Here is a 24,685-nt window from a genome sequence, read left to right on the forward strand (position 1 = left end):
CTATCTATAAATTCGGTCTGCTGCGTTTCTTTTTTCGTATTTGATATCTTGTAATATTGATGATTTAATACCAATAAAGAAATTCCATTGTTTGTAATATCCATTCGGAACCCAAGATAAATCTAATCTCCAAGATTTTAAATCTCTTTCAAAACGGATTTGTGTATAAGTTACACCTTTGTTTTTAAAATCATATCCACTCGAGAATCCAACTCTCCAACCTTCTGATGGCGTTATACTTCCAGAAAACATGACAGAATTGTTAGATATTTCTGAATTTCTGTTGTTATTTGAATAGGTGACAGAATATGCTAAAGTTAAATCCCATGGAATACTATTCATATAAAAGCCTTTTGATTCCTTTTGCTCTTCGTCTTTTTCACCAAACATACTTTTTCTTCTATCTGCTAAATCTGTTGCTTGTCCGAATAAATCATCTGCACGACCACCATTCATAACATTCGGATTTTCGTTATTTTTTTTAGAATCAGAACCTCCAAAAAGTGCATCTGTACTAGAAAGGGAATAGTTAACGGTTGCATTTGCACTAGTCATTCTAAATAAACTACCTCCGTTATCAATATTCCACATATCAATTCTTTGACCTGCATTATTAATTGCATACGGATCTAAAGTTGTACCTAAATTAATTTGCATTTTATCTTTTAGGAGTTGAGTTCCTGCACTTAAACGTAAAGGAGCTAATTTCAATGAATCTGCTGTAAAATTATAGTTTGTACTTAAATTTAAATTATTAAGTAACATCACTTTTTTAATCTCGTCAGTTTCTTTGTCTTTAACTTTTGCTTCAAGATTATTTCCAATAGAAAGATTGGCAATATTACTCATTTGGTTATTTGGTGTTCCAAAAAGACCTTGTTCAAAACGAGTATATTCATTGATTGTAGTTCCTAAAGCATCAATGGCATACGTGTCGTAATATTGTTCAAAACTAGGAGTATAACTATAAGAAACAGATGGTCTGATTACGTGACGAATTGCTTGAATTCTCGAATTTTCTGAAAAATTAAACGTTCCATAAAGTGTTGTTCCTATGTTTGCAGACATGTTATATTGTCTGAAAGCATCAAAACCGTTTTGTCTTCTTTGTTCAACTTGACCAGTGTTTTCGTCATAATATTTTTTTATCGTATTGAAAACCCAAGTTTCAGTATAATTTACAGATGTTGATACAGAAAAATATTTGAATATCTTGAAATTCGTTGAAAGTGGAATTGAATGTTGCATTCCCGAATTCATGTTGCTAAACATTTCTTTTTTCATAAAAAGAGAATCGGTTGTATTGATTCGATTTTCTCCTCTTAATGAATATTGTAAATTAATATTATGAATAAATCCTTTTTTGATTCCTGATTTTGGTGCAAAAGGAAATACACGATCCACATTTAATTGCAATGTTGGTAACGACATGTTTACCGATTGGGTATTTGTATTTTGAGAATGCGTTGCAGCTAAACTCAAATTTACTTGTGGAATTGATTGGAAAGTTTTTGAATATGAAATCGAAGACGATAACGTATTGTTTAAGTTCGCTCCAACATTTCGAGTATTTAAAGATTGTCTAAAATAATTACTACTTCCCATATTCACCGATGCAGAAAATCTCGAATTTGGATTTGCTTTTGCATCCTGAGAATGACTCCATTGAATGTTATACAATTTTGCATTTAAATAATCTGGTAAACCACGTTCTCCTTCAATTAAATTTTCATAACTGATATTGAAATTTCCTGAATATTTATATCGTTTTGCATAACTAGAAGTTCCTCTTAATGCAAAACTTCCGTTGGTATAATAATCTCCTAAAATAGTTAAGTCATAATTTTCACTTAAAGCAAAATAATAACCACCATTTTGTAGATAATATCCTCTTAAATTGGTGTCACCAAATGAAGGAATGATAAAGCCAGAGATTGATTTTTCACTCATTGGGAAAAAAGCGAAAGGTAAACCAATTGGAGTTGGGACACCTTGGATAACCATATTTGTGACTCCGGTAACTACTTTTTTACCAGGGACAAATTTTCCTTTATTTGTTTTAAAAATATATTCGGGATTGTCAATATCTTCGGATGTAGTGAAGATAATATCCTTCATAAAATAAACTGAATCGTTTACTTTCTTAGTTTTAGCAGCTTTTATCTTAAATTCGTCGTAAGTTGTTCGTGTGTTCCAAACGATTGCTTTTTTTGTTTCTGTATTAAAACGTATAGAATCGGGTTCAATTACTTGCGAACCTTGTTTAAAAACTGGACGTTGAGAATAATTTCCAAGACTATCTTTGATTCGTCCAGCATATAATTCTTTTTTGTCATAGTCATAAACAATTTTTCCTGCAGTTAATTCGTAGTCTAAATATTTAAAATAAGCTTTGTTATAAAGCGTGACTTGCTTCTTTTTTTGGTCTAATTTTTCATAATCAACAGCACCTCGACTAATAATTCCTTCTAATTTTTGTTTCTTTTTTTGTGATTTAGAATCATTTTTAATAGTGTCGTTTGTAATAGGAATGTTTTTTATTGTTTTAGTTGTATCTCTTTGTTTTTCAATAGGAATTGAAATGTTTTTGTTTCGGATATCTTGACAAAAAGCATCCGAAGTGAATAGTGAAAAGACTATTGTAATAAAAACGATATAGTTTACTTTTGTTTGCAATTTTTTATATGCTATTTTTGTATTCGGTAAGTTTTAATTTAAGAGTTCAAACTTACATATATTTTTTTAAATTTAACCTTTAAAGGAATTTAAACATTTTAAAATTTACTCATGTTTTTAAAGAAAGTTAGAAAAGTAATAACTGCTTTGGTAATATTTGTTGGAGCAACAGCAAATGCTCAAAACTTTAAAGTAGTTTTGGACGCTGGTCATGGAGGAAAAGATTTTGGTGCAGTTCGCAACAACTTTACTGAAAAAAGAATTGTTCTTGATGTGACATTGAAAGTTGGAAAACTACTTGAAAGCGCAAAAAATATCGACGTTGTTTATACACGTAAAACCGATGAATTTATCGAATTAAAAGAAAGAAGTAATATAGCTAATAAAGCTAAAGGTGATATTTTTGTTTCAATACATGCTAATGCCGTGAAAAATGCACCAGATGCTTACGGAACAGAAACGTTTTTGATGGGTATTTCAAAGAATAAATCAAATTTAGAAGTTGCAAAGAAAGAGAATGATGTAATCGTTCTAGAAAAAGATTATAAAACAACCTATGCGGGTTATGACCCATCAAATCCTGAATCTATAATAGGTTTAACGTTGATTCAAGAGCAATATGTTTTGCAAAGTGCTGATTTAGCGAATAAAATTCAAACAAAATTCGATGTCGATGCAAAACGTAAAAATCGTGGTGTAAAACAAGGTCCGTTTTGGGTTTTGCATGGTGCATTTATGCCAAGTGTTTTGGTAGAAATTGGTTTTCTTTCAAATCTTGACGAAGGTGAATATTTAAATTCAGAAGCAGGTAAAAATGAGATTGCGCGTTCTATTGCGAATGCAATTATAGATTATAAGAATGTATATCATACAAGTGCTAAATCGACTCAAATTGTAGCTTCTAAAGAAGAAATTCAAAAAGAAGAAACGGGTAAATTAGAACTTCAACGAAAAGAAAATGAACGAATTGAAGCAATTAAAAAAGAAGCAGAAAGACTTAAAGAAATTCAATTAGCAAAGTCAGTACCTTCTTCTTCAACAACATCGACAACTCAAAAAGAAACTGAAAATACTAAAAATTCTGGAGTTTTATTTATGATTCAAATTGCTGCTAGTAGTAAAGAAATTGCTACAACAGCTACGAATTTTAATGGTTTAGAAGGTGTTTCGATAAAGAAAGATGGAAATCTTTATAAATATTATTATGGATCAACTCCTGATTATGAACAAGCAAAAAAAGATTTAGAAATAGCTAGAAAAAAATATTCTTCTGCATATATAGTTCCTTTTAAAGACGGTAATAAAATTTCTTTAAAAGATGCAATGAGATAAATATCTCCAAAGAATAAATAAAAACCTTATTTTTGCATAAAAATTAAAATACATATTTTGAAAATATCTAGAGAATTAAAAACAGCCATTTTAGTATTGTCATCAATTGCTTTATTGCTTTGGGGATATAATTTTTTAAAAGGTTCTGACCTTTTTGGTAGTACTAAAAAATTCTATGTAAATTACGATAATGTTGAAGGTCTTAGCCCAGGAGCTTCGGTTACAATTAACGGTTTAATTGTAGGAAAAGTCAGTAAAATAAATCTAAATGAGAAAGCGAAATTATTGGTTGAAATTTTAATGACGAATCCAATTGAAGTACCAATTTCTAGTAAAGCAATAATTTATTCTCCTGGTTTTATTGGTGGAAAACAAATTGCAATTGATTTGAATTTTACGGATCCTAAAATTGCTCAAGATGGCGATTTTCTTATTGGAGAAAAAGAAGCAGGAATGTTAGATAATTTAACAGAGAAAGTTGAACCAATAACGCATAAATTGGATTCTGTACTTTATAATGTAAATAAATTGGTTGTAGCTCTTAATTCTACATTAGATCCAGCAACTCAGAAAAATCTACAAAGTGCAATCGCTGAACTCAACCAAACTATGGTAAATGCTAACGGAATTACTTCTAAAGCAGATAAAATTATAGCTTCAAACCAAGGTAAAATTGACGGAATTATGACTAACTTCAATGCTACCTCTAAAAATTTGAATACTTTATCTACAGATTTAGTCCAGGCTGATTTAAAAGCAACTATCCAAAAGTTTGATAATGCAGCTTCAAATCTTGAAAAAATATTAGCTGATATCGAAAACGGAAACGGAAACGTAGGTAAATTAATGAAAGATGAAGCTTTGTATAACAATTTAAATAAAGCTTCGAAAGAGTTAAATCTTTTGTTAGAAGATGTAAAGTTAAATCCTAAACGATATATCAATATTTCTGTTTTTGGAAAAAATACGGCACCGTATGTAGAGCCAGCTTCTGCTAAAGAATAAATCTATTACAACCCCAACAAAACAAAAAACAACAATTAATTTATTACACGAATGCAAATTTTAAGCAGTATTTTATTTATAGCTTTAGCTCTTGTAGGAATTTCCTTTTTTGCAATCAATGCAAAGAAGATTTATCGAAACATAAAGCTTGGTCAGCCCGTAGATAGAACAGATAATCCATCAGAAAGATGGAAAAACATGCTATTTATTGCTTTTGGACAAAAGAAAATGTTTTCACGTCCAATTCCAGCGCTTTTACACTTAGCGATTTATGTAGCTTTTATTATCACTCAAATTGAGTTAATTGAAATCTTTATTGATGGAATCTTCGGAACACACCGTGTTTTCAAGGATTCTCTGGGACAACTTTACACATTCATCATTAGTTTGATTGAAATTGTATCTCTTGGAGCTTTAATCGCAACAATAGCTTTTTTATCAAGAAGAAATCTATTAAAGTTACCTCGTTTAAATAAAGAAGAACTTTTAGGATGGCCTAAAAAAGATGGTAACATTATTTTAATGATGGAATTGGTTTTGGTGTTTTGTATTTTTACAATGAACGGAACAGATGAAGCATTATTTAATATGGGAGCTTCTCATTACGGAACTGGAACTCAAGGTTCGTTTGGTTTTGCTATTTCTCAACATTTAGGACCTGCAATTTTTGGTTCAATGAGCGAAGGAACTTTACATATTTTAGAGCGAGTAGGTTGGTGGGGACATTTTGCGATGGTTTTAGCTTTCCTAAACTATTTGTATTTCTCTAAACATTTACACATTTTATTAGCTTTCCCAAATACATATTTTGCTAATTTAAAACCATTAGGACAATTAGATAATTTACAATCTGTAACTAACGAAGTAAAATTAATGATGGATCCAAATGCAGATCCGTTTGCTGCTCCAGCACCTGATGCGGATGCTGTTCCTGCTAAATTTGGAGTTTCTGACGTACAAGATTTAAATTGGGTTCAATTATTAAATGCATACTCTTGTACTGAATGTGGTCGTTGTACTTCATCTTGTCCTGCTAATATCACAGGTAAAAAATTATCTCCTCGTAACATCATGATGAAAACTCGTGATCGTTTAGAAGAAGTTGGTAAAAATATCGATGCAAACAAAGGTTCTTTTGTTGATGACGGAAAATCTTTATTAAACGATTATATTACTCCAGAAGAATTATGGGCTTGTACAAGTTGTAATGCTTGTGTTCAAGAATGTCCAATCGATATCAATCCATTATCTATTATTATGGATATGAGAAGATATTTAGTAATGGAACAAAGTGCAGCACCAATGGAATTAAATACTATGATGACAAACATTGAAAACAATGGAGCACCTTGGCAATACAATCAAATGGATCGTCTTAACTGGAAAGACGAAAATTAATCAATCGAATTTATATCACTTAATATAAAGAATATGTCAGAAAATTTAATTGTGCCTACAATGGCCGAAATGATGGCAAAAGGAGAACAACCTGAAGTTTTATTTTGGGTTGGTTGTTCTGGAAGTTTTGACGATAGAGCAAAAAAAATTACCAAAGCATTTGTACGAATTTTAAACAGAGCTAATGTTTCTTTCGCTGTTTTAGGAGCAGAAGAATCTTGTACGGGTGATCCGGCAAAAAGAGCCGGAAACGAATTTGCATTTCAAATGCAAGCAATGATGAACATTCAGGTGTTTGACGCTTATGAAGTTAAGAAAATTGTTACTGCTTGTCCGCATTGTTTTAATACATTAAAAAATGAGTATCCTGAATTAGGCGGAAAATACGAAGTGGTTCATCATACAGAATTTTTAAAATCTTTATTAGATTCTGGAAGATTAACTATTGAAGGCGGACAATTCAAAGGAAAAAAAATCACTTTCCACGATCCTTGTTATTTAGGAAGAGCGAATAAAATTTATGAAGCACCTCGTGAATTAATTCAGAAACTAGATGCTGAATTAGTAGAGATGAAACGTTCAAAAGCAAATGGTTTATGTTGTGGAGCTGGTGGAGCACAAATGTTTAAAGAACCTGAAAAAGGTAATAAAGACATTAATATGGAACGTACCGAAGAAGCTTTACAAACCAAGCCAGATATCATTGCAGCGGGTTGTCCGTTTTGTAATACGATGTTAACTGATGGAGTGAAATTTAATCATAAAGAAGGTGAAGTTCAGGTTCTTGATGTTGCTGAATTGATTGCAAATGCACAAGATTTGTAAGATGCGTTTTCTTGTCTTATTTCTGTTGTGTTGTAATTTTTCACAAGCGCAAAAACTTTCAAGAATTGAATTGTTAGATGCCATTTCAAATGATATTTGTTCTGAAATAACAACAAAAAACATCAAGGTTGTCAATGAAAATGTTTTAGGTGTTCAGATGATTAAGTCTTTGATGAATTACAAAGAAGATGTTGTTTTTTATTTTGGAAAAGATTACTTCATTAATGAAAAAGTGATGCAAACTTTAGGAGAAGAAATCGGAACACATTTAGGAATTAAATGTCCCGAAATTTTCTTAGATATTATCGATCTTGAAGAAACAACTGAAGCTTTCAATTACTTAGCTGTCAACGGTAAATTAAGTAAAGTTCAAAAAAATGAATTTTTGACTTTTACAATTAAAGAACCGTCTGGTAAAACACACGAATTTTTGTTGTTATGTAGTTTTGAAACATCATATTTATTGACAGATAATATTTTGAAAATAAATGATGAAATTGAAGTTTCTTATTACGTTTCAGAAATTTACAATGCCAAAATAGGGCGATACGTTAATTACAATATTGTTAATTACATAGAAAAAAAATAAATATGTTTATTCCTTTTGAAGATTTACCAAAAAGTTCTAAAATCTGGATTTATCAATCTGAAAGAAAATTATCAGACGAAGAAGTTCAAATTGCAGATGAAATTTTAAAAAACTTTATCGAAACTTGGGCTGCGCACAGCACTCCGTTAGAAGCTTCTTATGTAATAAAATACAATCGTTTTATTATTTTAGCTGTGAATCAAGAACATCATCCAGCATCTGGTTGTTCTATCGATGCTTCGGTTCGTGTGATTCAAGATTTAGAACAAAAATTTAAAGTTGATTTGTTAGATAAAATGAATGTAACTTATAAAACTGGTGAATTCATTGCTCATAAAACATTAATTGATTTTAAGAAAATGGCCAAAGAAAAAGCGGTTAACGGAAATACGATTGTTTTCAATAATTTAGTTAATACAATTGAAGAGTTTGAAGAATTTTGGGAAGTTCCTGCAGCAGAAAGTTGGCACAGTCGCTTTTTTTAAATTCTAATTATTCCTTAAAATATTATTATAATCATCTTCAAAAGCTTATTTTTGAAGATGATTTTTTTTAAAAATACTTATGAAATTTAAATCACTTATATTAATATTCATTTCAAGTGTCTCTTTTGCACAAAAAAATAAAGTAACTCCACAGCAAGTTTGGGTTGATAGTGTTTACAACCAAATGTCTTTTGACGAACGAGTTGGTCAATTGTTTATGGTTGCAGCTTATTCAAATCGGGATGAAAAACATGTGAACTCTTTAATTGATTTAGTTAAAAATCAAAATATTGGCGGTGTAATTTTCTTTCAAGGCGGTCCAGGTCGTCAAGCGAGAATTACAAATAAATTAAATGCCAATTCCAAACTTCCTCTTTTTGTAGGAATTGATGCCGAATGGGGCTTGGGAATGCGTTTAGATTCGACTTATATTTATCCTTGGAATATGAATTTGGGTGCGATTCAAGATATGAATCTAATCGAAATGATGGGAAAGCAAATGGGTGAACAAGCCAAACGGGCTGGTATTCATTTCAATTTTGCTCCTGTTGTTGACATCAACATAAATCCTAAAAATCCAGTTATCGGTAATCGTTCTTTTGGTGAATCTAAAGAGAATGTAACCGAACGTTCTATTGCCTTGGTAAAAGGAATTCAGAGCGAAAATGTTTTTGCAACTGCCAAACATTTTCCTGGTCACGGAGATACATCAACGGACTCGCATCACGCTTTGCCGCATTTAGATTTTTCTAAAGCAAGAATGACAGAAGTTGAGCTTTATCCTTATAGAAGATTATTCAAAAATGGTTTAGCTAGTGTTATGGTAGCCCATTTAGATGTTCCATCTTTGGAACCAGAAAAAGGTGTTCCGACTTCACTTTCTTACAAAACCATTACAACTTTATTGAAAGAAGAAATGGGATTTGAAGGTTTGATTTTTACAGATGCTTTGAATATGAAAGGAGCATCTAACTTCAAATCACCTGGAGATATAGATGTTGCTGCATTTATTGCAGGAAATGATGTTTTACTTTTTGCTGAGAACGTTCCATTGGCAATTGAAAAATTTCATTTGGCTTATGCAGATGGCAAATTTGATGATGCTCGACTAGAACATTCGGTTAAGAAAATTTTAGCTTATAAATATCAAGCAGGATTGAATAATTATAAACCTATCGAAACAAAAAATATCTATCAAGATTTAAATCAATCTAAATACGATTTGTTGAGTATGAAATTATATGAAAATATGATGACACTTATCAAAAACGACAAACGAGTTTTACCATTAAAAGCTGATACAAAAATCGCTTATGTAAAATTAGGAGATGATATTGCTACGCCTTTTGAAGATGAATTAAAACGACGTGTTGATGTTGAAGTTTTTTATCCAACAACAATCGGTGATAATGCTGAATTTCTGAAAGAATATGATAAAGTAATTATTGGTTATCACAAAGCGGATGGCGTTTGGAAAAAACACGAATTAACTGCTAAAGAAATTGAACTAATAAATAAAATCGGAAAAGAAAATAAAACTGTTTTGGTTTCGTTTGCACGTCCGTATGCGTTAAATACAGCCAAAAATTTTGATAATGTAGAAGCAATTTTGTTAGCTTATCAAAATAATAAATTTGGTCATAATGCTGCTATTCAGGCATTGTTTGGAGAAAAAGATATTAAAGGAAAATTGCCAGTTTCTTTAAATTCAGATTTTCGAGTAAATGATGGAATTTCGCTTCGAGCTACTACAACTTCTACTGAAAATACTAAAAACGAAATCAAACATAAATCATTTGTTCCAGCTAAAAGAATTATCGAAGTAGAAACTGAAACTACGATAGAAAAGAATAATGTTATTCCAAATTCTGTTACTGCAATTTCAACTCCAATAAAAGTTGAATATGCTACTCCAGAAGCTCAAGGAATGGATGCTAAGAAATTAGCAGAAATTGATAAGATTGCTCAAAAAGCTATTGCAAATAAAAATGCGCCTGGGATTCAAGTTTTGGTTGCTAGAAATGGTAAAATCGTTTATCAAAAATCGTATGGTAAACCAACTTATGCAAACAAAGGTGAAGTTACAAACGAAACGGTTTATGATTTAGCTTCGTTATCTAAAATTTTAGGAACGTTACCGATGGTAATGAAATTGTATGAAGACAAGCAAATTTCGTTTGATGATAAATTGGGTGATTTATTGACACGTTTTAAAAATACTGATAAAGCGAATATAACTTTAAAAGAAATTTTAACACATCAATCTGGATTTCCTGCTTGGATTCCATTTTATAAAGAAACATTAGAAAACGGTAAACCAAGTGATAATTTTTATCGCAAAACATTTTCTAAAGAATTTCCAATTCAAGTTAGTGAAAATTTATATTTAAAAGCTGGGTATCAAGATGTGATTTTGGATAAGATTAAAGATTCTAAACTTGGTGATAAAACATATAAATACAGCGATTTAAATTTCATCTTACTTAAAGAAATTGTAGAAACAAAATATAATAAATCTTTAGATGTTCTTGTTGAAGAAACGTTCTATAAGCCTTTGAATATTGGATTGACTTATAATCCATTGCAAAAAATGGACAAGAGTAAAATTGCTCCTTCAGAACTTGATAATTATTATCGTCACACTCAGGTTCAAGGTTATGTTCACGATATGGGAGCAGCTATGTTTGGCGGAGTTGCTGGGCACGCAGGTTTGTTTGGAACTACAACAGATGTTTTCAAAATGATGCAATTTTATTTAGATGCTGGTTTGAAAAACAATTCTAAAATTCTTTCTGCAAAAACATTAAACGATTTTAATACCTGTTATTATTGCGAAAAGGGAAATAGAAGAGGAGCAGGTTTTGATAAACCTCAATTAGGAAATAGTGGACCAACTTGTGGTTGTACTTCTTCTTCAAGTTACGGTCATACTGGATTTACAGGAACTATGACTTGGGTTGACCCGGAATATGATTTGGTTTACGTATTTTTATCAAACAGAACATTTCCAAATGCAGACGAAAATAAATTGTCTAAAGCTAATGTTCGTGAAGATATTCAAAAAGTGATTTACGAATCAATAAAAAAATAAAAGCAAGTTTTATTGCCCATTAAATATATGAAAATAGCAATTGTTTGTTACCCAACTTTCGGAGGAAGCGGAGTTGTTGCAACCGAATTAGGTTTGGAATTAGCTCAACGCGGACACGAAGTTCATTTTATAACGTACCGTCAACCGGTTCGTTTGGCTTTGTTGAATCCGAATATATTTTACCACGAAGTAAACGTTCCAGAATATCCATTGTTTCATTATCAACCTTATGAATTGGCATTGTCAAGCAAATTAGTTGATATGGTAAAATTATATGGAATCGAAATTTTACATGTTCATTATGCAATTCCACACGCATTTGCTGGTTATATGGCAAAACAAATGTTGAAAGAACAAGGAATCGATTTACCAATGGTAACCACTTTACACGGTACGGATATCACTTTGGTTGGTAATCATCCTTTTTATAAAACAGCTGTAAGTTTTAGTATAAATAATTCTGATTTTGTAACTTCTGTTTCTGAAGATTTAAAAAAATCAACATACGAATTGTTTGATACAAAGAAAGATATTGCTGTTATTCCAAATTTTATAGAAGATAAATCTGATGTTATTGAGCATAAATGTAGAAGGAATTTATTTGCGAATGAAAATGAACGTGTAGTAACACATATTAGTAATTTTAGAAAAGTTAAACGTATTCAAGATATTATTAAAATTTTCTTCGGAATTCAAAAGCAAATTCCAGCCAAATTAATGATGATTGGAGATGGACCAGAAAAAGCAGATGCTGAGCGTTTAGCTCAAGAATTAGGAATTTTTGATAAGATCATTTTCTTCGGAAATTCACATGAAGTAGATAGTATTCTTAAATATTCTGATTTATTTTTGCTTCCGTCAGAAACAGAAAGTTTTGGATTAGCAGCTTTAGAAGCAATGGCATGTTCAGTTCCTGTGATTTCTTCGAATGCAGGCGGACTTCCAGAAGTTAATGTACAAGGTATTACAGGTTATTTAAGTGATATTGGTGATGTTGAAGATATGGTTACAAACGCAATTAAAATTCTTCAGAATAATGAAACTCTTAAAGAATTTAAATCAAATGCATTAAAACATTCAAAAGAATTTAGTGTTGATAAGATTGTTCCAATGTATGAAGAAATCTATTTCAAAGCTTTAAATAAATAAAAATGAGTTCCAACTGGAACTCATTTTTATTAAAATTTATAACGTAAACCTAATGCGATATCTGGACCAAAACTGTCTCTGTAATCGTTGTTGTTTAAGTAAAGTTCAGGACGTAGATCTAATGAAATTTGCAACGGAATATCAAAGTTGTATTCGATTCCAATTTGTCCTGCAACAAAAAGAGTAGAACCGCTATCACTTTTATAATTATTGTCAAAATTCCAAGAACTCAAACCTCCACCAACACCAGCATACCAATTAAAACCTCCATCAATATTCCAATACCATTGATAAACTCCGGCTAATTTAACTGCATTGTAGTAATTATCGTCTCTCCAACCTAAATCTATCTCCAAACGATTGTTCTTTTTTAAAGCACGTTGATATGATATTTCATAACCAATACCACCATTTGAACCGAAACGTAAACCAATTGCGTTTTTAGAAATTTCTTGCTGTGCATTAGCTGCAAAAAATCCTGTTAAAGCGATAACTGTCGTTAAAAATACTTTTTTCATGTCTTATTTATTTTATTCAAAAATAAGGTTTATAAAGGATAAATTCAATTCTAAATAGTTATTTTTTTGGTTGTGATTTGCTTTTTTGCATTAATATGTAAATTTGTTTTGATTTAATTTTTTTAATAAGTTTTTTCAAGCTTAAAGCATTATTTTTGAAGTCCAAAAAACAATCTTTTAACGTACTTATGAAAAATTTTAAATTTATTACATTATTGCCATTAATCGTTTTTATAATCGTCTTTATTGGCTCTGGTGTTTATTATAATGATTTTTATAAATTCCCTTCACCAATTGCTGCTCTGATTGGTGTTTTAGTTGCATTAATACTTTTTAAAGATTCTCTAAACGACAAAATAGATACTTTTATTAAAGGTTGTGGCGATTCTAAAATCATAACCATGTGTATCATTTATTTGCTAGCTGGTGCATTTACAACGGTAACTAAAGCAATTGGCGCAACTGATTTTATTGTTGCTTTAGGAATTGGGAATATAACTCCTGATTTTTTAATTATCGGTGTGTTTGTGATTGCTTGTGTTTTGTCATTTTCAATCGGAACTTCTGTTGGATGTATAGTTGCACTTGGTCCAATTGTAGTTGGATTAGCAGCTTATAGTCCGGATTCTTTGCCAATGTTGGCTGGTGCTTTATTAGGAGGTGCCATGTTTGGTGATAACTTATCTGTAATTTCAGATACAACGATTGCTGCGACACAAGTTATGGATTGTAAGATGAAGGATAAATTTTTCGCGAATTTTAAATTAGCTTTTGCAGCAGCATTCTTAACCGTAATAGCTATTTATTTCACACAACCGCAAAATGCAGAAATGGTTGAAATGACTTATACAAATCAATATTATTTGTTGATTCCATATTTAGCTATTATCATTCTTTCAATAATAGGATTGCACGTTTTCTTGGTTTTGATTTTGAGTATTATTTTGGCAATCGCAATTGGATTGTTTGCAACAGATATTTTATTTATCGATTATATGAAATTCGTTTATGACGGATTCCTTTCAGTAAATGAAATTTTCTTACTTTCATTAATCACTGGTGGTTTAGCTGCTTTGATTGAAAAAGCAGGTGGTGTGGATTACATCATTCATCATATTCAAAAAATGATTAAAGGTTCAAGAACAGCAAACGCCGCAATTGCATTAGTTGTTTCATTAGTAAATTTAGCGGTTGCAAATAATACAGTTGCAATTATTGTTTCTGGACCGATTGCTAAAAAAATTGCAACAGATTATCAAATCGAGAAGGCAAAAGCAACTTCGGTTTTGGATATTTTTTCTTGTATTATTCAAGGAATTATTCCTTATGGAGCTCAAGTTTTAATTTTATTAAGCTTAACTGATAAAAAAGTAGGTTATTTTGATTTGTTATCAAACAGTTATTACCTTATGTTCTTGTTTGTTATAACCGTAATTGCTATTTTTATTACCAAGAAAATAAAAAACAAGGTAAATCTTTCAAATGTTTAATTCTTTGAAATTTCGTCAAAAGAATTATATTTGCCTATATTTAGAAAAATAAAAAACATTTCGTCAATGAAATTATTAGAAGGAAAAACAGCGATTATCACAGGAGCAACACGTGGAATTGGGAGAGGAATTGCTTTAGTATTCGCTCAACAAGGAGCAAATGTAGCTTTTACATACAGTTCATCAGAAGAAGCAGCAAAATCTCTAGAAAACGAATTAGTAGCTTTAGGTGTTTCTGCAAAAGGATATAAATCAAACGCAGCTGACTTTACTGAAGCTCAAACTTTAGTTGACCAAGTTTTAGAATCGTTTGGAAATATTGATATCTTAATCAATAACGCTGGAATTACAAAAGATAATTTATTAATGCGTATGTCCGAAGAAGATTTTGATTCAGTAATCGATGTGAACTTAAAGTCGGTTTTCAATATGACAAAAGCCGTTCAGAAAACGATGTTGAAAAACCGTAAAGGTTCAATCATCAATATGAGTTCTGTTGTTGGAGTGAAAGGTAATGCTGGTCAAACAAATTATGCAGCTTCTAAAGCTGGAGTTATTGGTTTCTCTAAATCAATCGCATTGGAATTAGGTTCTCGTAACATTCGTTGTAACGTGATTGCACCAGGATTTATCGAAACTGAAATGACTGCTAAATTAAGCGAAGATGTTGTAAAAGGTTGGGCAGATGCTATTCCATTAAAACGTGGAGGTTCTCCAGAAGATGTTGCAAATGCTTGTGTTTTCTTAGCTTCAGATATGTCTGCTTATATCACAGGTCAAGTTTTAAATGTTGATGGTGGAATGTTAACTTAATCGGATTTAAATTTATATTATATAGAAATGAAGGCAATTTGTCTTCATTTTTTTTTGGTTTGATTTCATTTTTATGATTAATATAAACATTTGGATGTTAATTTTATCATATAATGTAAAATGTAGCTTAAGATATCTTTTAACTTCGTACTTTTGTAAAAATTTAATTTTATGATTGCATTAGGCGAATACAATACTTTACGAATTGATAGAAGAACCACGGTTGGTTGTTTTTTAACCGACGGAGAAAACGATGTTTTACTTCCAATAAAATATTTACCGGCTCAATATGAATTTAATGAAGAAATTACTGTTTTCGTTTATTTAGATCACGAAGAACGTCCAGTTGCAACTACATTAGAACCAAAGATTTATTTGAATGAATTTGCTTTGTTAAAAGTGAATTATATCAATGAATTTGGTGCTTTTATGGATATTGGATTAGAAAAAGATTTGTTTGTTCCTTTTAGAGAACAAGCTCGTCCGATGGAAGTTAACAAACGTTATTTAACTTTTATGACTTTAGATCCGAAAACCAATCGTTTAATAGGTTCTTCGAAGTTAAATCAATATTTGAATAACGATACTATTACAGTAGAAGTAGGAGAAGAGGTTGATTTAATAGTTTCTCATATTACCGATTTGGGGATTAATGTTATCATCAACGAAAAGCACAAAGGGTTGATGTATAAGAATGAAGTTTACGAAGATTTAAGAACAGGAGATCGTATTTTAGGTTATATTAAAACCATTCGTCCTGATGGAAAAATTGATGTTTCGAGAACGAAACTAGGTTTTGAAAAGGTTGAAAAATATGCTCAAATCATTTTAGATGAATTAGAATTTAATGATGGATTTTTAGGATTAAACGATGCAAGTCATCCTGAAGAAATCAAACAAATTTTGAATATGAGTAAGAAAACGTTTAAGAAAACCATCGGAACGTTATACAAAGACAAGAAAATTGAGATTAAAGAAAACGGAATTTACTTATTAGACTAATGATTCAAGATTTATTAAATAAAATCGATACTAATGAAATTATATTTACAGATGTGATTTCGTTTATCGAAACAAATTACACGTATTTTCCGAGTGCATTTTCAAACGGAAAGCAGCTAAATGCTGAAAACGAAAATCAAGGAAGTGCTAAAGTTTTTTCGTTTGCTCAATTGAATAATTTAAGCAAAGAAGAAACGTTGAAATTGTTTGTAGAACATTATCAGTCTGTTTTAGAAACTCCTGAAAAAACCAACCACCAAAATATTCGTCAGTTTATGATTTATGGTTGGGATGGAATCAAATTCGAAAAGCAAGTTTTAAAACTTAAATAATCAAAAAATGCACTTCAATTGAGGTGCATTTTGTTTTTATGGTAACATTAAAATATTGTAAATAACATAAATTAATCCGAAAACAAGAAGAATAGCAAAGGAAACTAAAAGGTATAATTTTACTAATCCATTATTTTTTTTAGATTTTTCTTCTGAAGTATTAATTACTGATTTTTTGTTTTCTTCTGTTTCTATTTGTTCTGTTTCAATTTCAACTTTTGGAGTAATAATTCGATAACGTTTCGCCTTTTCTTCGATATTAATTTCCCAATAACTTTTGCCTAAAACCATTTCTATTTGTTTCCAAATAACTTCTGAAATGTTTTCATTTTCATCTTCAACTTTCAAACGTAAACCTTGTTCATGAACGATTTCATCGTCTGTAAAAGCTAATGAACGGATTAATTTTTCATTTATAGAATATGCAAAGTAGAATGACATTGAGGTTTCAGAAATTGCAAAAGTCAAAATATGTGTGTCAGCAAAAGAAAAACATTCGTCGAAGCATCGTTCAAAGTTCGTAAAAATTAGCGTTCCGCTTTTAGTAGAATAAACATCTACAATGTTTTCATCTTTCCAATTTTCAGAAGCTGTTTCAAAATCAATATCGCACTCATATTCTAAATCTAAGTTAAGAACCTTTTGTAAATCAACATTTAGATTTTCTAGATCTTTGTTGATTACTATTCCTGAAATATTATATCCCATTTTTAAGTTTTTCGTGTTTTTTATACAAACATATTAATTTAAAGCTTAAAAAGAAAAATATGTGTAAAAAATACTGTTTTATTATTTTAAATCAATATTTTGTTAGTCTTAAATTGGAATTTTTCCAAAAAAAAACCGCCTCATAATTGAAGCGGTTTTTAAACTATTTATTTTCTTAAAATAAAGTTACAATATAATATACTAACATTGCGATTAGAGCAGAAACTGGAATCGTTAAAATCCATGCCCATAACAAGCTAATAGTTACACCCCAACGAACTGCAGAAATACGCTTAGTAATTCCTACCCCGATGATAGAACCTGTAATTGTATGCGTTGTAGAAACTGGAATACCAAAATGTTCTGTAACAAATAAAGCAGCAGCTCCAGCAGTTTCAGCAGCAACACCTTCTAATGGAGTTACTTTTGTAATTTTAGAACCCATTGTTTTTACAATCTTCCAACCACCGCTTAATGTACCTAAGGCAATGAATAAGAAAGATGCTAACGGAACCCAGAACCAGTGATCAACAAATATTTTAAAATTATCACCTCCACTTAAATACTGAGGATCTAAATCTACATTTACGTGATAATATATAACAGCAGCTCCAATAATACCCATTACTTTCTGAGCATCGTTTCCACCGTGTCCTAAACTGAATAAAGCAGATGAAACTAATTGTAATTTTTTAAACCATTTTTCAGCCTTGTGCGGATTAGATTTTCTACAAATCCACATAATCGCTACAGTTATGAAATAGGCCAAAAACATACCTAATAATGGTGCTCCAAAAATAAACAAGAACGTAGGTAAAACTTTTGCGTAGTTAACTACATCATTTCCGTCAATATTTAATCCTCCAGCAAAAGCAACTGCAGCTCCCATAAAACCTCCAAGCAAGGTATGAGATGATGAAGAAGGAATTCCTAATTTCCAAGTTGCTAAATTCCAAAGAATAGCCGCTACTAATCCAGCGAAAATTACTTCAAGATTAATAAAGTTTTCATTTACGGACTTAGCTATTGTATTACCAATTTTAAATCCTCCAATTATATAAAGTGAGATAAAATAAGCAACAAAGTTAAAAAACGCAGCCCACAATACAGCTTGAAATGGCGTTAAAACTTTCGTTGTTACAATTGTAGCAATTGAATTTGCAGCATCGTGAAAACCATTGATGTAATCAAATCCTAAAGCTAGTACAATGATAACTAAAAGCATAATCCCTTCGGGTCTGCTTAAAATATCTAAAAAAGCTTCCATCATTTGTTATGAATATTTAACTGTAACTGCTTCTAAAACGTTAGCAACTTTACGGCAACTATCTGTAGCAAATTCTAATGCCATCATAACTTCTTTGTAACGGATAATATCCATAACATTAGATTCATTTTCAAAAATATCTGCAACAGCTTTGTCAAAAACTTTATCTGCTTTTCTTTCTAAACGGTAAATGTTTTTACAGTTCTCTGCAATTTTATCTAAATTACTAAAGTTATTTAATTTGTCAACTGCTAAGAAAATTTCTGAACAAGCTTCTAAATTAACCTCTGTTAATTTACGTAAAGGTTTAGTTACTTTGTCAATTTGGTATAAACGCATACGAGAAGCAGCATCACTCATATTATCAGCAACCTCATCAATTGAAGTCATTAATGCGTGAATATCTTCTCTATCGAAAGGTGTAATAAAACTTCTACCTAGCTCAACTCTTGTTTTTTGAGCAATATTCTCGATTTCAGATTTTAAAACCTCAACTTCTTTTAACAATTCATTTCTATCTTTACTTGGTAAAGTTAATGCCTCGTGAAGAGTTTCAGATAAAACTTTAAGTTTAAGAGAAATCTCTTGGAACAAAGGATAAAATACTTTATCTTTTGGTACTAAAAACTGAAAAATTGAATTTAACGACATAATTATCTATTTATATTTCGAGTGCAAATATAATAAGCCAATGTTAAGTTATCGTTAACTTAACTATCTTTTTTAATTTTAACGAAATATCAATTTCTCAAAAAAACTTTATATATAAAATCAAATTTGTATTTTAGCAACCAGAAAACCGAATTACCCTAAAAAACTATAATTATCATGGATATTAACTTCAATAAAAACGAAGATCATAATAAACTATTACTTTCAGATTTAAAGAGAAGATTGACTAAAGTTAAACTTGGAGGTGGTGAAAAGCGAATTGCAAAATTACACGAACAAGGAAAGCTTACAGCCAGAGAACGTATCGAATATCTTTTAGATAAAGATTCTAAATCTATTGAAATTGGTGCATTTGTTGGAGATGAAATGTATCAAGAACACGGAGGTTGTCCTTCTGGAGGCGTTGTTGTAAAAATCGGTTTCATTAAAGGTAAACAATGTATAGTTGTTGCTAATGATGCCACTGTTAAAGCTGGAGCTTGGTTTCCAATTACTGGTAAGAAAAATTTAAGAGCTCAAGAAATTGCTATTGAAAATAAATTACCTATTATTTATTTAGTTGATTCTGCTGGAGTTTATCTACCATTACAAGATGAAATCTTCCCTGATAAAGAACATTTCGGGCGTATTTTTAGAAATAATGCCATAATGAGTAGTATGGGAATTACTCAAATTGCTGCTGTTATGGGAAGTTGTGTTGCTGGTGGAGCTTATCTTCCAATTATGAGTGACGAAGCTTTAATTGTTGATAAAACCGGAAGTATTTTCTTAGCAGGAAGTTATTTAGTTAAAGCTGCAATTGGTGAATCGATTGATAACGAGGTTTTAGGAGGTGCAACTACACATTGCGAAATTTCGGGTGTTACTGATTACAAAGCTAAAGATGATAAAGATGCCTTAGATAAAATAAGAAATATTGTCGATAAAATTGGAGGTTATGACAAAGCAGGATTCAGTAGAATTGAGCCTAAAAAACCTACTGAAAACCCTGAAGATATTTATGGAATCCTACCAAAATCTAGAGGTGAACAGTATGATATGAAAGAAATCATCAAACGTTTGGTTGATGGTTCTGAATTTGAAGAATACAAAGAAGGTTATGGTCAAACAATCATTACTGGTTATGCTCGTATTGATGGCTGGGCTGTAGGAATTGTTGCAAATCAACGTAAAGTTGTAAAAACTACCGCAGCAAAAACAAAACCAAGCGAAATGCAATTTGGTGGAGTTATCTATTCTGATTCTGCTGATAAAGCAACTCGTTTTATTGCAAATTGTAATCAAAAGAAAATTCCTTTAGTTTTCCTACAAGATGTTACAGGATTTATGGTTGGAAGTAAATCTGAACATGGAGGAATTATTAAAGACGGAGCAAAAATGGTGAACGCTGTTTCGAATTCTGTTGTTCCTAAATTTACGGTTATTGTAGGAAATTCTTACGGAGCAGGAAATTATGCAATGTGCGGAAAAGCTTATGATCCACGATTGATTTTTGCTTGGCCAAGTGCTGAACTAGCGGTTATGGGTGGAGCTCAAGCTGCAAAAGTATTGTTACAAATCGAAGCTTCATCTTTAAAAGCAAAAGGCGAAGAAATCACTCCAGAAAAAGAAGCTGAATTATTTGATAAAATAAAAGCGAGATATGACAAACAAGTTTCTCCTTATTATGCAGCGGCTCGTTTATGGACAGATGCAATTATTGATCCATTAGATACCAGAAAATGGATTTCGATGGGAATCGAAGCTGCAGATCACGCGCCAATCGAAAAGCAATTTAATTTAGGAGTTATTCAAGTTTAATTCTTAACTTTATAAGTATATTAAGTCTATCGTTTTTGATAGACTTTTTTTATTCAAAAAATGCAATCAGCCCAAATGCAAGAAACAACAAATACAACTTATAAATATTTACCTTGGTTAGCCGCAATGGCAATTTTTATGCAATCTTTAGACGGAACGATATTAATTACTTCGTTACCTTCGATTGCAAAAGATATGAATTATTCGCCTTTAGAGATGCAATCAATTATCGTAAGTTACACACTTACTTTAGCGATTTTCATTCCGCTCAGTGGTTGGTTATCTGACAAATTTGGAACAAAAAAGATATTCAGTTTAGCGGTAGCTATATTTACATTAGGATCTTTATTTTGTGCACTATCTCCAGATTTAACTACCTTGATTATTTCTCGAATCATTCAAGCTATTGGTGGTTCAATGATGGTTCCGGTTGCTCGATTAGCAATTTTGTATGCTTATCCTAAAAACCAACTTTTAAAAGTGATCAATTTTATGACCATTCCAGGTTTGATCGGACCAGTAATTGGACCTAGTTTAGGTGGTTTTCTTTCTGATAATTATTCTTGGCATTGGATTTTTTTAGTGAATCTTCCAATCGGAATTATCGGACTTATTTTTACTCAGAAAATAATGCCTAATTTCACAAACAAAGTAGGTAAATTTGATTTGGTTGGCTTATTATATTTCAGTTTAGCTTTGGTGGTTTTTACTTTATTGTTAGAACTTTCAAGTGTTGGAATTTCAAGTTTAACTTTGATATTAACTTTACTTGGATTATCTATTTTGTTTTTTATACTTTATATTAAACATTCAAAAAAGACAAAAGACCCAATCATCGATTTAAAATTATTTAGAATCCGAACTTTGAGAATTGGGTTATCAGGAAGTTTATTTACACGTTTAGGTATCAGTGGAATACCATTTCTTTTACCATTAATGCTACAAGTTGGATTCGGATATTCGGCTACAATCGCAGGTTTGATGTTACTTCCGTCTGCATTAAGTAATGTAATTATTAAACCATTTGTTGTTCCATTGGTTCAGAAAATTGGATATCGAAATATTTTAATTAGCAATACATTAATTCTTGCAATCATAATTTTCACATTTAGTTTCGCCACCAAAGAAACACCTTTGTTTTACTTTATCATTTTAATGGTAATTTACGGAGCTGTAAATTCCATTCAAATGGCTTCGATGAATACGATTTCACTTTCTGATTTAGATAATAATACAGCAAGTTCAGGGAATAGTTTATTAGCAATTATGCAACAGCTTTCGATGAGTTTTGGTATTTCGGCAGCAGCTTTGGCCTTATCTTTTTTCAAGAATTACAGTGGATTTATTGAAGGTGATACTGTTACAGCTTTTAAATATTCGTTTATTACATTAGGAATCTTAACTGCACTTTCGACTGTAGTTTTTACTAAGTTAAAAAAGAATGATGGCAACTTACTTTCGGGTAAATAAGAAAAAAAGAAGTGTTCAATTTTATTTTTTTAATATAAAACTTTAAATTGCGCTTTTTATAACAATCATAAAATTTCAAAATATATGAAAAGAATTATTTTATTAGCAATTGTTTTATTAGGGTATTCTGTAAATGCACAACAAGAAGTTAAATTTGGACCAAAAGCAGGTGTAAATTTATCAACTTTATCGAATTCTCCTAAAGCTAAAATGTTAATAGGTTTTTATGTAGGAGTAGTTGCTGAAATTAAATTTGACGATAAGTTTTCTATCCAACCAGAATTAATCTATTCTTCTCAAGGTGCTAAATATGACTATTCAGTTTCGTTAGGAAATATATCGGGTACTATTTTTCAAGAAAAATTAGAATATATTAATATTCCTATTTTAGCAAAATACTATATCTCTAAAGGTTTTTCTGTTGAATTTGGTCCGCAATTTGGATTTTTAGTAAAAGCAGAAAGCAAAGGTGAGGTTACTGTAAAAGGGGAAACATTTGAAAATAATCGTGATATTAAAGATGAAGTTAATTCCTTCGATTTTGGAATTGGTGCTGGCTTTGCTTACGATCTTTCTAATGGATTTTTTATTAATGCAAGATACAATTTCGGTATTACCAACGTTGGAAAGTCTAATTATAATTATCAAGATTCCGAAAATGGTGTAGCTCAAATTGGAGTTGGTTATAAATTCTAATATACTTTAGTTTTAAATATTTGGCTCTCAAAAAGAATAAAACTTTTTGAGTTTTTTTTTGATAGGTGTCAACGAATAAACCAGTACTTTTTTTGAGTAAATAATTTGTTAAGCGATTTAATGCCAGATCTTTTCTATGGTTTGTTGAAAATGTAGATTTATTGTTTGTCTAGTTTGATTAAAAATGTTTTTTTTAATAGGAATAATTAAAATTTGTGAAAAATAAACTTTAAATTAGTTGCTAAATCATTTTTTAAACAAGAATCAAAATATGAAAAGAATTATTTTATCATTTATAGTTTTATTAGGCTATTCTGTAAATGCCCAGCAAGAATTGAAATTTGGACCTAAAGCAGGTGTGAATTTTTCCACTTTATCAAATGTTTCTAAAGCTAAAATGTTAACTGGTTTTTACGTTGGAGCTGTTGCTGAAATTAAATTCTCAGAAAAATTTTCTATACAGCCCGAGTTAGTTTACTCTTCTCAAGGAGCAAAAAATGATTACACAGAAACGATTGCAGGAATTTCTACACATCATCATAACCATGATAAAGTGGAATATATTAATATTCCAATCTTAGCTAAATATTACATTTATAATGGACTTTCTGTTGAATTGGGACCTCAATTTGGTTTTTTAGTTAAAGCAGAAAGTAAGGATGAAATCTCTGCAAACGGTACTACTTTTGAAAATAAAAGAGATTTTAAAAACGAAGTGAATTCTTTTGATTTTGGAATCGGCGCTGGCTTAGCTTATGATCTTTCAAATGGTTTTTTTGTTAACGCGCGATACAATTTTGGATTGACTAAAGTTGGTAAATCTGACCAATATTATAAAGATTCTAAAAATGGTGTAACTCAAATAGGAGTTGGTTATAAATTTTAATATACTTAATTTTTTAAATATTTGGCTCTCAAAAAGTTTTATTCTTTTTGAGAGTTTTTTTATTTCGGTCTAAACTCAGAATTTAAAATTTTGTACAATTTTAAACTTAAATCATCCCAACGCTTATTTCTATCCGCATTCAAAACAACATATTCGTTTTTGTTGGTTTTGATTCGAATTTCAGTATCTGTTCCATCATTATCTTGGTAGGTCGGTCCGCTTTTTAGTTGACTAAATTCTTTCAAGTTATCAATCGCAAATATTTCTTCAAATTTATAATTGGTGTTGTTTTTTTTGCTATCTACATTTTTTGTAGAATCGACAGCTAAACTAAAATGATAAATCAAAGAATCGTTGGTTATACAAAAAATCATTTAACTTCCCATGTCTCCTCCAAAAACTGAAATATCGATGCTTTCTATTTGTTCAATTGTTTTTTGATTGTTATGTAAAGTTGTATTTGTTTCTGTTTTTTTTGAAC

22 protein-coding genes are annotated in these 24,685 nt (G+C 30.6%); 16 read left to right on the plus strand and 6 right to left on the minus strand.

Annotation, left to right across the window (positions count from 1 at the left end; all coding sequences use genetic code 11):
- Positions 1 to 2,676 carry a putative LPS assembly protein LptD gene (locus EG240_RS07105; protein ID WP_125018701.1) on the minus strand — a complete coding sequence of 892 codons (2,676 nt, stop codon included), beginning with the start codon at positions 2,674 to 2,676 and terminating at the stop codon, positions 1 to 3.
- 111 nt (positions 2,677 to 2,787) lie between these two features.
- Between EG240_RS07105 and EG240_RS07110 the strand changes: the two genes are divergently transcribed.
- From EG240_RS07110 to bshA, 8 genes are all read left to right on the plus strand, one after another.
- Positions 2,788 to 4,008 (plus strand): N-acetylmuramoyl-L-alanine amidase family protein, encoded by a 1,221-nt coding sequence (locus EG240_RS07110; RefSeq protein WP_125018702.1) that lies wholly within the window; start codon positions 2,788 to 2,790, stop codon positions 4,006 to 4,008.
- 57 nt (positions 4,009 to 4,065) lie between these two features.
- Positions 4,066 to 5,013: an MlaD family protein gene (locus EG240_RS07115; RefSeq protein ID WP_125018703.1), complete on the plus strand. Its 948-nt coding sequence runs from the start codon at positions 4,066 to 4,068 to the stop codon at positions 5,011 to 5,013.
- A gap of 51 nt (positions 5,014 to 5,064) precedes the next feature.
- Complete coding sequence (locus EG240_RS07120; RefSeq protein WP_125018704.1) at positions 5,065 to 6,411, plus strand: (Fe-S)-binding protein; 1,347 nt, start codon at positions 5,065 to 5,067, stop codon at positions 6,409 to 6,411.
- A 33-nt stretch (positions 6,412 to 6,444) separates the two neighbouring features.
- Complete coding sequence (locus tag EG240_RS07125) at positions 6,445 to 7,236, plus strand: (Fe-S)-binding protein (RefSeq protein WP_125018705.1); 792 nt, start codon at positions 6,445 to 6,447, stop codon at positions 7,234 to 7,236.
- The gene (locus tag EG240_RS07130; protein ID WP_125018706.1) at positions 7,220 to 7,825 is read left to right on the plus strand and encodes a hypothetical protein; all 606 of its coding nucleotides are present in this window, start codon (positions 7,220 to 7,222) and stop codon (positions 7,823 to 7,825) included. Before EG240_RS07125 ends, EG240_RS07130 begins: the two co-directional genes overlap by 17 nt.
- A gap of 2 nt (positions 7,826 to 7,827) precedes the next feature.
- A complete protein-coding gene (locus EG240_RS07135) occupies positions 7,828 to 8,310 on the plus strand; it encodes an ABC transporter ATPase (protein WP_125018707.1) in 483 nt (160 codons plus the stop codon).
- A gap of 79 nt (positions 8,311 to 8,389) precedes the next feature.
- Positions 8,390 to 11,401 carry a glycoside hydrolase family 3 N-terminal domain-containing protein gene (locus tag EG240_RS16805; protein WP_235830345.1) on the plus strand — a complete coding sequence of 1,004 codons (3,012 nt, stop codon included), beginning with the start codon at positions 8,390 to 8,392 and terminating at the stop codon, positions 11,399 to 11,401.
- A 27-nt stretch (positions 11,402 to 11,428) separates the two neighbouring features.
- A complete protein-coding gene (gene bshA / locus EG240_RS07150; RefSeq protein WP_125018708.1) occupies positions 11,429 to 12,550 on the plus strand; it encodes an N-acetyl-alpha-D-glucosaminyl L-malate synthase BshA in 1,122 nt (373 codons plus the stop codon).
- Positions 12,551 to 12,579: 29 nt separating this feature from the next.
- Here bshA and EG240_RS07155 read toward each other — a convergent pair whose 3' ends face one another.
- On the minus strand, positions 12,580 to 13,068 hold the full coding sequence (locus EG240_RS07155) for a porin family protein (RefSeq protein WP_125018709.1): 489 nt from the start codon (positions 13,066 to 13,068) through the stop codon (positions 12,580 to 12,582).
- A 188-nt stretch (positions 13,069 to 13,256) separates the two neighbouring features.
- Between EG240_RS07155 and EG240_RS07160 the strand changes: the two genes are divergently transcribed.
- The 4 genes from EG240_RS07160 (at position 13,257) to EG240_RS07175 (ending at position 16,705) form a co-directional block, all read left to right on the plus strand.
- A complete protein-coding gene (locus tag EG240_RS07160) occupies positions 13,257 to 14,558 on the plus strand; it encodes a Na+/H+ antiporter NhaC family protein (RefSeq protein WP_125018710.1) in 1,302 nt (433 codons plus the stop codon).
- 66 nt (positions 14,559 to 14,624) lie between these two features.
- On the plus strand, positions 14,625 to 15,371 hold the full coding sequence (gene fabG / locus EG240_RS07165) for a 3-oxoacyl-[acyl-carrier-protein] reductase (protein ID WP_125018711.1): 747 nt from the start codon (positions 14,625 to 14,627) through the stop codon (positions 15,369 to 15,371).
- 171 nt (positions 15,372 to 15,542) lie between these two features.
- A complete protein-coding gene (locus EG240_RS07170) occupies positions 15,543 to 16,373 on the plus strand; it encodes a CvfB family protein (RefSeq protein WP_125018712.1) in 831 nt (276 codons plus the stop codon).
- Positions 16,373 to 16,705: a HopJ type III effector protein gene (locus tag EG240_RS07175; protein ID WP_125018713.1), complete on the plus strand. Its 333-nt coding sequence runs from the start codon at positions 16,373 to 16,375 to the stop codon at positions 16,703 to 16,705. The genes EG240_RS07170 and EG240_RS07175 overlap by 1 nt, the downstream gene beginning before the upstream one ends.
- A gap of 36 nt (positions 16,706 to 16,741) precedes the next feature.
- On the opposite strand, the gene EG240_RS07180 is transcribed toward EG240_RS07175, so the two are convergent.
- The 3 genes from EG240_RS07180 to EG240_RS07190 form a co-directional block, all read right to left on the minus strand.
- Positions 16,742 to 17,413, minus strand: coding sequence for a hypothetical protein (locus EG240_RS07180; RefSeq protein WP_125018714.1), 672 nt, complete (start codon positions 17,411 to 17,413; stop codon positions 16,742 to 16,744).
- A 175-nt stretch (positions 17,414 to 17,588) separates the two neighbouring features.
- Positions 17,589 to 18,680 carry an inorganic phosphate transporter gene (locus tag EG240_RS07185; protein WP_125018764.1) on the minus strand — a complete coding sequence of 364 codons (1,092 nt, stop codon included), beginning with the start codon at positions 18,678 to 18,680 and terminating at the stop codon, positions 17,589 to 17,591.
- Positions 18,681 to 18,686: 6 nt separating this feature from the next.
- The gene (locus EG240_RS07190; protein ID WP_125018715.1) at positions 18,687 to 19,331 is read right to left on the minus strand and encodes a DUF47 domain-containing protein; all 645 of its coding nucleotides are present in this window, start codon (positions 19,329 to 19,331) and stop codon (positions 18,687 to 18,689) included.
- 177 nt (positions 19,332 to 19,508) lie between these two features.
- Between EG240_RS07190 and EG240_RS07195 the strand changes: the two genes are divergently transcribed.
- The 4 genes from EG240_RS07195 (at position 19,509) to EG240_RS07210 (ending at position 24,204) form a co-directional block, all read left to right on the plus strand.
- The gene (locus EG240_RS07195; protein ID WP_125018716.1) at positions 19,509 to 21,152 is read left to right on the plus strand and encodes an acyl-CoA carboxylase subunit beta; all 1,644 of its coding nucleotides are present in this window, start codon (positions 19,509 to 19,511) and stop codon (positions 21,150 to 21,152) included.
- Between the two features lie 60 nt (positions 21,153 to 21,212).
- Positions 21,213 to 22,622, plus strand: a complete 1,410-nt coding sequence (gene mdtD / locus EG240_RS07200) for a multidrug transporter subunit MdtD (RefSeq protein ID WP_125018717.1) — start codon at positions 21,213 to 21,215, stop codon at positions 22,620 to 22,622.
- Positions 22,623 to 22,706: 84 nt separating this feature from the next.
- Entirely contained in the window at positions 22,707 to 23,318 is a 612-nt protein-coding gene (locus tag EG240_RS07205; RefSeq protein WP_125018718.1) for a porin family protein, read from the plus strand.
- 271 nt (positions 23,319 to 23,589) lie between these two features.
- Positions 23,590 to 24,204, plus strand: coding sequence for a porin family protein (locus tag EG240_RS07210; protein ID WP_125018719.1), 615 nt, complete (start codon positions 23,590 to 23,592; stop codon positions 24,202 to 24,204).
- Positions 24,205 to 24,263: 59 nt separating this feature from the next.
- Here the strand turns inward: EG240_RS07210 and EG240_RS07215 are convergent, their stop codons facing one another.
- Positions 24,264 to 24,578: a hypothetical protein gene (locus EG240_RS07215; RefSeq protein ID WP_125018720.1), complete on the minus strand. Its 315-nt coding sequence runs from the start codon at positions 24,576 to 24,578 to the stop codon at positions 24,264 to 24,266.
- Between the last annotated feature and the right edge of the window lie 107 nt (positions 24,579 to 24,685).

The organism is Paenimyroides tangerinum, assembly GCF_003865405.1.
In the GTDB taxonomy this organism is placed as follows: Bacteria; Bacteroidota; Bacteroidia; order Flavobacteriales; family Flavobacteriaceae; genus Flavobacterium; species Flavobacterium tangerinum.